At 48.8% G+C, this 12,239-nt stretch carries 6 protein-coding genes; 2 read left to right on the top strand and 4 right to left on the bottom strand.

The features are described 5' to 3' along the window. Nucleotides 1-8 precede the first annotated feature (8 nt). Entirely contained in the window at nucleotides 9-4,472 is a 4,464-nt protein-coding gene (locus tag ONT08_RS01905) for an acyl-CoA dehydratase activase-related protein (RefSeq protein ID WP_264959021.1), read from the bottom strand. Between the two features lie 10 nt (nucleotides 4,473-4,482). After that, complete coding sequence (locus tag ONT08_RS01900; RefSeq protein WP_264959019.1) at nucleotides 4,483-5,868, bottom strand: MATE family efflux transporter; 1,386 nt, start codon at nucleotides 5,866-5,868, stop codon at nucleotides 4,483-4,485. Nucleotides 5,869-6,041: 173 nt separating this feature from the next. Between ONT08_RS01900 and ONT08_RS01895 the strand changes: the two genes are divergently transcribed. After that, complete coding sequence (locus ONT08_RS01895) at nucleotides 6,042-7,193, top strand: N-acetyltransferase (protein ID WP_117728279.1); 1,152 nt, start codon at nucleotides 6,042-6,044, stop codon at nucleotides 7,191-7,193. Nucleotides 7,194-7,880: 687 nt separating this feature from the next. On the opposite strand, the gene ONT08_RS01890 is transcribed toward ONT08_RS01895, so the two are convergent. Then, the gene (locus ONT08_RS01890) at nucleotides 7,881-8,519 is read right to left on the bottom strand and encodes a response regulator transcription factor (RefSeq protein WP_264959017.1); all 639 of its coding nucleotides are present in this window, start codon (nucleotides 8,517-8,519) and stop codon (nucleotides 7,881-7,883) included. 86 nt (nucleotides 8,520-8,605) lie between these two features. Further along, on the bottom strand, nucleotides 8,606-11,209 hold the full coding sequence (locus tag ONT08_RS01885; protein ID WP_264959014.1) for a DUF5686 and carboxypeptidase-like regulatory domain-containing protein: 2,604 nt from the start codon (nucleotides 11,207-11,209) through the stop codon (nucleotides 8,606-8,608). A 452-nt stretch (nucleotides 11,210-11,661) separates the two neighbouring features. Between ONT08_RS01885 and ONT08_RS01880 the strand changes: the two genes are divergently transcribed. Next, nucleotides 11,662-12,204 (top strand): phosphatidylglycerophosphatase A family protein, encoded by a 543-nt coding sequence (locus ONT08_RS01880; protein WP_117587285.1) that lies wholly within the window; start codon nucleotides 11,662-11,664, stop codon nucleotides 12,202-12,204. Nucleotides 12,205-12,239 lie beyond the last annotated feature (35 nt).

The following is a 12,239-nucleotide window of genomic DNA, read 5'->3' as shown; positions in this document are numbered from 1 at the left end:
CCTCTGTCTTATTTTGCGATACTGTCCAGAAAGAGGAGCAGTCGGTTGGTGACGTTTACCTCTGAAACACCGGAATCGAAGTCGAGCGATACGAGGTTGAGCATTGGGAAACGGTCGTGGAGACGTTTCTCGATGCCCTTGGAAATCACGTGGTTAGCGATGCATCCGAAAGGCTGGAGCGAGATGATGTTGTTCACGCCATCACGGATGTAACCTACGATGTCGGCAGGCAGAAGCCAGCCTTCGCCAAACTGGGCTGCGAGCGAAACCAGTCCCTGTACGTCCTTCGCATCATCATAGATGTTGGTGAACGGACGGAAGTAGCGGAACTTGCCGGCAGCCTTGTTAACCTGGCGCAATCTTCTGCCTATCAGCGCCTGATAAGCGCCCTTGATGATGAAATCGGGCACTTTGGTGCAACTCAGCCGCATGTGTTTCTGTATCTCTACATTCACAAATTCCTGCAGGAAGAAAGGGGCAAGCAGAGGCGGAACCACCTCAATGCCGCGGGATATGATGTTCTGCTCCAGGAACTGGTGGGCGAAAGGATTGAACTTCAGGAAGATTTCGCCTACGATTCCTACCTTCGGCAACGTTCTGTCGAGGGTCATCTGGTCGAATTCTTCGGCTGCCTGTTCCAGGAGTCGGATGAGTTCCTTGGCTGAATTGCGGGCGATAGGTCCGTCTATCAGCTGCATGTATTTATCGCGCAACTCTCTGGCAATGCCCGGTTTACGCTCTCTTACGATGCAGGCGTTGTACATCTCGTTGATTGCATCGCCATAGAAAATGGCGGTAACGATAATCTGACTGTATTTCAGCCAAGGCACATTGAAGCCGTCCTGCTCGTTGTAGTCTTGCTTGTCGTCTGTTGAGCCTGATGCTTCGCCTGTTGAGGCTGTTACACCGAGAGTGAGCAGCGGAATGTCCTGGAATCCATTGGAAATCATCGCACGCTTGATGAGACCGGCGTAGTTGGTTGCGCGACACTGACCGCCCGTCTGACTCATCACTACTGCCGTATTATTCAGGTCGTATCTGCCTGATTTCAAGGCTTTGATGATGTCGCCGACGATGAGTGTTGCCGGATAGCAGACTTCGTTGTTGGCAAACTTCAAGCCGAGTTCGGCGCTCACCTCATCGCTCATCGGAAGAACCTCTACATCATAGCCTATCAGTTTCAGGATAGGCGGAATGATAGGGGTGAGGTATTCGGTCATGAAAGGAGCGAGAATCTTGCGATGAATATCCTGCTTGGTGAATACCTTGGTCTGTTGTAAATGTTGAATGTTGAGTGTTGAATGTTGAATTTCTTCTGCTGTTGAATTTTTCACTCTTCGTTCTTCACTCTTCACTTCCTTTACTCCCTTCAGGCTTTCTATGAGCGAGCGGACACGGAGCTTCAGTGAGCCGATATTGCTCACATCATCTATCTTCAGCAGCGTGAACGGCTTGTTGTGGCGCTTCATGATGTCGCGAATCTCGTCCTGGATAAAACTGTCAGGACCGCAGCCGAAGCTGGTCATCTGGACGAAATGAACCTCATCGCCCTGTTCGGCTGCCCATTGCGCTGCCTTCAGAATGCGGTTCATATACGCCCATTGCTTCACGAGATAAGTCTCTGGCTGACAGTTGTATGCTTCGTTGTTGTCTTGGCTGGCTAATGCTGCCTCATTTCTTTCTGCCGCCAGGTTCTCCAGATTGAAGTCTTTGAAATCTGCAAAGAGATTACCCCGGGCGATGTCTTCGCTGATGACGTTGACTCCCAGATTGGCAATCATCTCGCTCAGCTTGTGCTGAATCAGCGGGTCAGTATGATAAGGACGGCCGGCCAGCAGAATCGTAAGTCCCTTGTTCGGCTTCTGAGCCTCTGTTTCTTCATTTTTCAGCATCTCCCAGCCCTGTTTCTTAATCTCAGCAGCATATACTGCCTGAGAATAGAGAGCCTCTCTCAGCGCTTTACGGGCAGTCTTCTTGCTTACTCCCAGTTGCTTGAGATAATCGGTAATCTGTTTTTCCAGCGCCTTAGGCTGGGCAAAGTTGATGACGGGCGTATCGATTGGTTTCTTCAGATTGATGACCGACTTGATGACATCGCTGTAGCCCGAAACGACTGGACAGTTGAAGCTGTTCAGCGTATTCTTCGGGTCGTCATTATGCTCATAAACCACGTATGGCATGAGGATGCGGTCAACCTTCGGGTTCTCGTTGAGTTCCTTCAGATGACTGTGAGCCAGTTTAGCCGGGAAGCAGATATTATCGCTCATCACCGTATTCAAGGCTCCTTCATACTGGCTGAAAGTGGAATCGGAAGAGAGAATCACGCCCAATCCGGCTGCCCGGAGCAGCGCATTCCAGAACGGATATTCCTCGTACATGTTGAGGATGCGAGGAATGCCTACTTTGACGTTGTGTTTTACAACGTCAAGTTGGTTAACTGCCTCTCTATCAAATAGTAAGCTGTATTTGTATTCGTAAATATTTTTGCCTTTTATCCCGTTTGCTCCCTTGTTGTTGAACACACGCTCACACTTGTTTCCGGAGTAGAATCGGTTGCCGCCGGCAAAGGTGTAGCGGGAAACATAACAATGGTTTTCGCAGCCTTTGCATTGCAGCTGTTTGGTTTCATAATGAGCCAGATTCTGCAGCTCATCGATGGTTCTTGATGAGGCAGGGTGCGAATCTTCTGCAGAAGTGCGATGTTTATAATCTGCCGCCGCATGAAGGGCACAGCCGTAGGCGCCCATCAGTTCAGGCATGTTGCTTCGTGCCACTTCGGTATGGGTGAGCAACTCAAATGCTCTTACCACCGCATCGTTTCTCATCGTACCACCCTGTACAACGATTTTGCCTCCAAGGTTCTCATTACCATGGAGTTTCAATACCTTATAAAGACAGTTCTTGATGACCGAATAAGAGATTCCGGCAGAAATATCAGCTACAGATGCGCCCTCTCTGAGCACCTGCTTCACCTTTGAGTTCATGAAGACGGTGCAGCGGGTTCCCAGGTCGCAGGGAGCCTTCGACTGGCAGGCGAGTTGGGCAAAATCGCCTACAGAATAACCCATATTGTTGGCAAAGGTCTGGATGAATGTTCCGCAGCCCGAACTGCACGCCTCGTTGAGTTCCATGCGCACCACAGCCCCTTTCTCAACGAAGATAGCCTTCATGTCCTGTCCGCCGATGTCCAGGATAAAACTCACGTCAGGCATGAGTGAGGCAGCAGCTCTTTCGTGCGCCATTGTTTCGATGATGCCGCTGTCGAGGCCGAAAGCCGCCTTGATGAGTTCTTCGCCGTAACCTGTAGAGCAGGAGCCTACGGTTTCCAGTTCAGCGCCTCGCAATGCAGCTTCCTGCTTCAGGGCGTTCAGTCCATCCGCTACTGCCTTGATCGGATTTCCCAGATTCAAGCGGTAATTGGTAAAGACAATATCTCCCGTAGGCGTCTCCGTATTCACCCTTACCGCAACAATCTTCGTCGTAGTAGAGCCCGAGTCAATACCAATCACAACCTGCTGTTTTCCTTTATTCAGCGGTTTGGTTTCCGTAGCGAATTTCGCCTTGGATTTGAGCCATTCCTGGTGCTCTTTCTCATTCTTGAACAGGGGCAGCAGGCTGCTGGTCCATTCCGTTTGTATTTCTTTCTTCATCCGACTTCTGAGAACAGATACTGAGGCTGCAGAATCAGCCGATTTAGCCCGGTAAGCACAGCCCAGAGCCGGAATGAGATTGCTGTTTCCGGATACGATGAAATCGTTTGGAGAGAGATGGAGATAATCGCAGAAAGCCTTGCGGAGAGCCGGAAGAAAGGTAAGCGGACCGCCGCAGAGCAGGATAGGAGCCTCGAAACTGATGCCGTGAGAAAGCGTTACCACCGTCTGTACGGCGATGGAATGGAAGATGCTGGCTGCAATATCGGCTTCGGGCAGATTGCGCGCCATCAGGTTCTGGATGTCGGTCTTGGCGAATACGCCGCAGCGGGCAGCCATCGGATAAACGTGCTCTGCCTTCATCGCCAACTCGCTCATCTTCTGGTTCTCTACGCCCATCAGCACACTCATCTGGTCGATGAAAGCGCCCGTTCCGCCGGCACAGTTGCCGTTCATGCGCAGTTCCATATTTCCGTTTTCCTTGAAGAAGATAACCTTCGCATCCTCGCCACCAATATCGATGAGCGCCTTCGCCTCAGGATGGGCAGTACGGGCATAGACCGATGCAGCCACCACCTCCTGTACAAACTCCGCCTGGAGCTGTTCGGCAGTAGCCATTCCTACGCTTCCCGTTACGCAGATTCTTGCCTCTGCATCGCCCACAAGGGCTAAAATCTCATCGAAATATTGTGACACAAGTTCGTTGACACGAGCGTTGTGGCGTTCGTATTTTGAGTAAATTACCCGATTATCGCTGTCGATAACGGCTATTTTAGCTGTCGTAGAGCCAACGTCCAATCCTATGTAATAAGTCTTCTTCATTTTTCTTATCTCAAGTATTTTCTTTTATTCTAGTGTTTTTCCCGAGTTCCATCTGCTCTCTTCTCATATCCCTGAAAGCGCTCCAGGCTATCGGAACCGCAACGGCAAACGAGCAGCAATCTGCCCACATCTGACACATCTCCACGCCCAGCAGTCCGAAGAAATAGGGCAGGATGAAGATGAGCGGAATGAAGAAAAGTCCGCTGCGTGCTGCCGCTACGATGTTGGCTCTCACCGGTTTGCGGATGGTCTGCATCAGCATGTTGGTGAGCACGATGCTGGCTATGAGCGGAAAACTGAGCACCTGCCATCTCAAAGCTGCAGAACCTACGGCTACAACTGCTGCATCATCGCGGAAGATACTGATGATGGAAGTTGAGAAGATGAAGCCGAGAATGGCACAGACGCAGAGGAAAACCGTGCCGCATTTGATGCAGAAAAAGAAGGCTTCCTTTACGCGCCCATAGAGTTTGGCGCCGTAGCAGAATCCGCAGAGCGGCTGGAATCCCTGTCCAAGACCGATGACCATCGCATAGGTGAAGAAGGAGATGCGGGTAACGATGCTCATGCCCGCAATGGCTGCATCGCCAAACGCACCTGCTGCCACATTGAGCATCAGCGTAGCGATACTTCCCAGTCCCTGTCTTGACAGCGAAGGGGTTCCGCCGAAGATAATCTCCTTGGCAAAGGCGCGGGTAGGGGTGAAATTGCTGAGACGGATGCGGATGTTCTCGCCTTTATGCGTCATCCTGAAGAGCATGGCGCAGCCGAAACACTGGCTGATGAGGGTGGCTACGGCGGCTCCGGTAATGCCCAGCTGGAAGTAGAGAATGAACAGAGGAGCCAGAATCAGATTGAGCAGCACACCCGACATGATGCCTTTCATCGCATACATCGTATTGCCCTGGAAGCGCATCAGGTTATTCAGCGTAAGCGAGGTGGTCATAAAGGGAGCACCCAGCAGGATTATGCCCAGATAACGCTCTGTATAAGGAAGAATGGTGGGCGTAGAACCCATCAGAAGACAGAGCGGTGTGAGGAACACATGACCCAGAATGGCGATGAGGAGACCGGTAAGAAAACTCAGCACAAAGCCCGTGGCTGCCATCTTCTGTGCCTCTTCCGTATGCTTGGCGCCCAACTGTCGCGAAACATAATTGCCTGCTCCGTGACCGAAGAAGAAACCTATTGCCTGAATCACAGCCATTGCTGCAAAGGAAACGCCTACCGCTGCCACACTCTGCGTGTTGATGCTGCCCACGAAATAAGTGTCGGCGAGATTGTACATGCTCGTCGACAGCATACTGATAATCGTTGGTATGGCCATCGTAAAAATCACATGATGCACAGGGGCATGTGTGAGGAACGTATAGTTGTCTCTTTTCTCTTTCTTCATAACTTTATGATGCTCTTTTGGGGCATTTCAACCTGCAAAGGTACATAAATATCCACAAAGTTGGACAATTATGAACAAACTTTTATAAATTTATAAGAAAAGAGTTGCATTATTCATAAATTTATTGTATTTTTGCACTGCAATTGAATATATATACATAAAACAATATACTAATGAATGATGAGATAAGAATCATACCGATAACGACAAAAAAAGGGCTGAAAACCTTCATTCAGTTTCATTATGATCTCTACAGAGGCCATAAGTTTGCCATTCCTTTTTTGCGTTTCGACGAGATGAATACGCTGGACCCGAAGAAGAATCCTGCCTTCGAATTCTGCGAGGCTCAATACTTCCTGGCGGTTGACAGCGAGGCTCGTATCGTAGGTAGAATTGCTGCCATTATCAACCATCGTGCCAACGCACATTGGAATAAGAAGCAGGTTCGCTTCGGCTGGTTCGATTTCGTGGATAATGTTGCGGTTTCCTGTGCCTTGTTGCGTGCGGTAGAAAACTGGGGCAAGAGCAGGGGAATGAACGAATGCGTAGGTCCGCTCGGATTTACGGATATGGACCGTGAAGGCTTGCTCATCGAGGGCTTCGACCGGAAGTCTACGATGTATATCAATTACAATTATCCTTATTATAAGACGCATCTGGAGAGTTATCCGCTCTATGAGAAGGATAACGACTGGCTGGAGTACCGCATCAGGGTTCCGAAGGAGACGCCGGCTAAGTTTGCCAAGACTGCCCAGATGATAGAGAGCCGATATAATCTGCATGTTCATAAGTTCACCCGCCGGGAACTGACCTCGGGAGGAATGGGCAGGAAGGTGTTCGAAATCGTGAACGAGACTTACAAGAATCTCTATGATTTCCAGCAGCTTACGGAGAAGCAGATAGATGAATATGTAAACTCTTATATCAAGAAGGCTGACTTGAACCTGGTAACGGGTGTGGTGGATGGCAACGCTGGTAACAAACTGGTAGCCTTTGGTGTTTCCTTCCCTTCGTTTACCGATGCGCTGCGCGAGATAGGCAATGGCAAGCTTTTCCCTACGGGTTGGCTGAAGGTGCTGAAGGTTCTGAAGTGGCACAAGACGGATACGGTAGATTTGCTCTTGATTGGTGTTCTTCCGGAATATCGCAAAAAGGGAGCCAACGCGCTTATTTTTGCCGATCTGATAGAGCAGTATCGCCGTTATGGCTTTAAATGGGCTGAGGCAATGCCGCAGATGGAGACCAATACCGGTGTTCAGAGCCAGTGGCAGTATCTGGAGAGCGAACAGCATCGCCGTCATCGCTGCTATAAGAAGAAGATTTAAAAGTCTCTGTTTTGAGCCGTTTAGGCGTAAAAAAGATAGAAAATGGGCTAAAAAGTTAAGAAAACTAACTCATAGTTTTGTGGTTCTCAACTCATAGCTTTCCGGTTAGCGACTCATAGCTTTCCGGTTGAGAAAATTAAGAATGCATCGCGATAGGATGAAAAATGGCTGTAAAATGGCTGTTTTTTTCCATCGCGATGCATTATTTTTTGCGTCGCGACGCACAATTCTTTCCGTCGCGACGCACCAATTCTTCCGTCGCGACGCATTAATTGCCCCCTCGTGAGGCATCATTGAAGCCTCCTGCTGGTCATCATTAAAGCCTCTTATCTGTCTTAATATAAGGCACTTATCCGTCTTAATATAAGACGCTTGCCAAGATAAAAAGATGCGCTCTGGAAAGAGAAAATTAAGATGGGGGTTAACAGGTTAACAGTTAACACCCCAAAAATGCATACTTCCATCCACACACTTATATAAAAATAAGTATATATATATTATTATATAATAAGGTACGCGAGGGGGACCATGCAAAAAACAGCTGTTAACTGTTAACCCTGTTAACCCCCCAATGAAAAAGTTGATAGTTTATAGTTGATAGTTAATAGGGCTTAGGCGTTTGCAAGATTGCTTTAAACTATAAACTATCAACTATAAACTATCAACTATAAACTATCAACTATAAACTTAAATATAGTATTCTGCCGAATCAACCAAACCGGCTCTCAGCGCATATTTCGTAGCCTCGTGAACGTTGTTTACGCCCAACTTGCGGAAGATGTTCTTGCGGTGGGTATTGACTGTATGGAAGCTGGAAAAGCGCTTCTCGGCTATTTCTTTCGTCGTCATTCCCAGCGCAATGTCCTTCAGAATCTCTGTCTCGGTCTTGGTGAGGTTGATTTTCTCCTGCTCCTCTTGTTTCGGAGCCAGAAGAACCTCCATCATGCGCTGGCAGACAAAACGGTTGCCTGCCACACAAAAACGTATCGCCTCCTTGAGTTCCATTAGCGAACACTCCTTCAGCAATACGCTGAACTGCGTACTGCTGGCGATGAGAATCTTAACGAAATCGGTACTTAAATCCTCACTGAACAGTAGCCAGCGCGTGTATGGGAAACGCTGGTTTAAAATAAGTAACTCGGCAGCATCATTGATGTCGAAAAGGGTGTAGTCGAGTATTACGACCGTATCCTCATTCTCCCTTAAGGTAAGCAGCAGGTCTGCCTTGTCTTCGACAGTTTGGGTTTCCAATCCCTCCATCTTACTGATCACATAGTTCAATCCGGCTCTTGTGATGTCCTGTTTGTCTGCTAATAGAATCTTCATTGTGTTTACTCTCTTATGGTTTTTGTATATGTATGTAGATGCCTTGATGCAATAAAAATACTGCATCAAGGCATCTTTTTTTCTTATTAGAATGACATGAGGAAGCCCATACGGATGCCCCATTTTGAGATGTTTGCATGGTCATAATAGTTGAGGCGGCGAACATAATCTATTCCGAAGAACTTGAAGATGTTGTGCACGCCGGCTACAAACTCCCAGTATGGCGTCTTGCCAAAGGTATAGGAGTTGGTAGGGAACTTGAAGAGTTTCTCATCATTGATGTTCTTGCTCGGGTCGTTCTTGCTGGTCAAATCGCCCCATACACCCTTGATGGCTATATATTCACGCCACTTCAGCTTCTTGATGAGCGGAATGCGGTTGAGCAGCTTGCCGTTCATATCCCAGGCTACTGACCAGAACAGCTGGCGGTCGCTCAGGAACTCCCAGTCCTTCATCATGCTGATGGTTGCCTCCTGCTCGAAGAGAGAGAGGTTGACCGGTGGCTGGATGAGCATGGTGAAAGGCACTTTGCTCCACTGCGCCTTGCCCACGATGTTGAAATCCATATAACCGAAGCTTCCCAGCCACTGGCGCTTGTAAATGCCCAGCGTGGTGAGGTTGCTCTGATACTGGCCGCCCATGAATCCGTCTAAGCCCATGGTGTGGCGAAGCGAGATTTCAGGACTGTCTAGGTTGATTGGCAGGCGCTGCTGCTTGGTGTTGACATAGGTGACCCCCGGGTTGTAATCTAAGCCTACACTCGCCTCAGTGGTGCGTATCTTGCGTATTTCCTCGCCGTCGCTCACTCTGTAGTAGTGGAGATTGCCCACGGTGCGGTTGCTCTGCCAGCGGAGGCTGGTGTCGAAGCGGAATCCCCAGTCGGTTTCGTAGGTGAAGGTCACCTTCTGGCGGTGATACTGATACATCTGGTCCTGCGTAGTAGCACGGAGGGTCATGAAGAAGTTGTCCTTGTTGTGCAGCAGGTTATCATCGGATGGAGATGTAATATCATGCCCCAACTCGAAGGTAAGCTTGCGCATAGGGAACTCGAACGGACTGTTCTTCTTCTTGTTGAACGAATAGGTGAGCACATGGCCGTAATACCACTTGTTGCTCTTCAGACCGTAGGCGCCGTAACCATCCCAGAAGAAGTGAGGGTTGAGGGCTGCCATCGTTCTGCCCGCCAGACGCAGGCGCACACCGTCTACGTAGTTGTTGGAGAGGAACGTGTTGATAGGTCCCAGGTCGAAGATGCTGCGACGGTCGTTGATGATGCTGTCTCTTTCAACACCCAGACTGTCTTTCACCGTTACCTTCTTGCCCTTGGTATGAGCCACTTCCACATAGTTCTCCATCAAGGCTCTCACACCGAAGATGATGTATTTGAATCCCTTGGAGTTCTCCATGCGGTGGATAAAGCTGTCCATCGACGATTCGCTCTTCGTGAGGTCCACCTGCCGGTATTTGTTCCAGTAAGCCTCATCGCGGTTCATCGCATCCATATCGTGCCTGATCTTCGCCTTGCCCTTGAAGAGCTGCTTCGGCAAGGCATCGAAGGCATAATTGGTGATTCGCGTGTTTCGCACCACCAGCAGGTCCTGAAGGAGCTTGTTAACGTGCAGTTCGGCTATCATATCGTCTTTAGAGAGCACCCACTCGCCGTTGTCGAGCTTGGTGTACTCCTGTTCAATCTTCATGTCAGTAACCCAGTTTACATCGCTGTTGTGAGGCATGTAGAGGTTACATTTCTTCACGTGCAGGCTGCTGTCGGCAAGCACATAGAGTTCACCTCGGAATCCGAAGTCCTGGCTGTTGGCTGGGATAAACTGCAGATGGTAGCACAGGTCTCTTTCCACATACACCGTATCTTCGATGTAGTAATGGTAGAAGCTGATGGCTGTTCTGCCGATAGGAGATGGGAAGGGATACTGCAGCAGGCGCACGTAATCATCGTAGATGTCCACATCGGTGAACACCTCTTTCAGGGCGGTGTTGAGAATCTCTCCGGTCTGGATTACCTGTCCGATTCCATTGCTCTGCTGACCCTTGATGATGTCCTTTTCGGTCTTCGGATCTTTGCGGTAAATATGCTGTGAAACCGTCTCGTCGATGCTGACAGGCAGGGTGAGCTTTCCGTTGTATGGAGAGGTTTCTACCTGGTCGAGGAGATACTGGCGGCGCTGGAAGAACTTGCTTTCGAGCTGTTCTTTCTTCAGGTCGTTGAGCGCGAGCGTAATCTTCTGATACTTATCATATTGTACATAGTCGTGGTTGCTCAGGTCGCTCTTTTTCTTGGCAGCAATCACGCGCCGCATCAGTTCTACGGCAGGATTATTCTTACGTTTGTAGCGGCCTTTTTTCGATTTTACCACCACTTCGGTAAGTTTGTGCGTATCGTCTTTCAGTTTGATTTCCAGAAAGTTGGTCTTTTCGTCAACCTTCACCGTGGTGCTCTTGTAGCTCAGTGCGCTTACGGTGAGCATGAGTCCCGGTTTCTTTTCGATGGTAAACTTACCTTCTCCGTTGCTGGAAACTGCGATTTTATGTCCTTTGTATTGCACGCTTGCATACGGTACGGCAAAACCGTCGTCATCGATGACACGGCCTGTTATCTTCTGCTGAGCCATCATCTGAAGCGTAGAAATCATCAGAAGGATGACTGTAAAATACAACTTTTTAATACCTTTCATTTTTTATACCTTATTATATATAGGGGCTCTCCGCCCATGATTTAATCTATTATCTCAACCGCAAGTCAGCTCCACACGCCCTGAAAGGGCAGAAGCTCCTAGCCCAGGGCGTGCTGCTTCTAGGAACTTTTTGGGCTTTCAGGATGCAAAGTTATAACATTATTCGTAAATAGACGCAAAAACCTATTCATTATTTCAGTTTTTTATGAGATTTTCAGAAAAAGGCTTCCATGCAGTTCCTTCTGCTGCCTGTTCTTGCTCTTCGCCGTGCGAGCCTAAATAGTATAAAAAACCTTCATATTGCTCTATTTCACCTGTTTATCTGTCAATATATGATGAAATTCAGAAAAATAACAGAAAACTATTTGGTTAATTTAATTTTTTAGCGTAATTTTGCACACTGAAATTTAAAGAAGAAACGCCCTTCTGCGGGCTTATTAAACATTAAGAGAATGAATAACAAGGGAAATCTTACCGACGAGCGGCCCCCTTTGCTGCCCGTCATCATAGGCACCGGTTTTGGCAGTGGCTTCTGGCCTTGGGGACCGGGAACGGCTGGCTCTGTGTTGGCAACCCTCATCTGGGCAGCCCTGGCTTACGGGCTCGGCATTACGGGCGAGAGTTTGCAGAGCATCACCTTCTTTCTCGTCATTGTTTTTACCATTTTGGGCACTTGGGCAACAGCGCAGTTGCAGCCTTACTGGGGTGAGGATCCCAGCCGTGTGGTCATCGACGAGATGGCTGGCGTGTGGATTCCCCTGTCGTTGCTGACCCCGCTTACGGCACAGGGCGAAGTGAAAGATGCCTGGTGGTGGGCATTGGGGGCACTTGTTCTCTTCCGCTTCTTTGATATGGTGAAACCGCTGGGCATCAAGAAACTGGATAACAGGCAGGGTGCCTTCTATGTGATGGCTGATGATCTGCTGGGCGGCCTCTATGCAGCCGTTTCTTTAATCATCATCAAAATCATACTGGTTTCGGCTGGAATCATCTAGTCTGGCATTTCTTAAAGACACAAATTCTTAAAGAA

Source organism: Segatella copri, from assembly GCF_026015465.1.
In the GTDB taxonomy this organism is placed as follows: Bacteria; Bacteroidota; Bacteroidia; order Bacteroidales; family Bacteroidaceae; genus Prevotella; species Prevotella copri_E.
The sequence above is the reverse complement of the archived record's forward strand: the minus strand, read 5'-3'. Positions and strand labels throughout refer to the sequence as shown.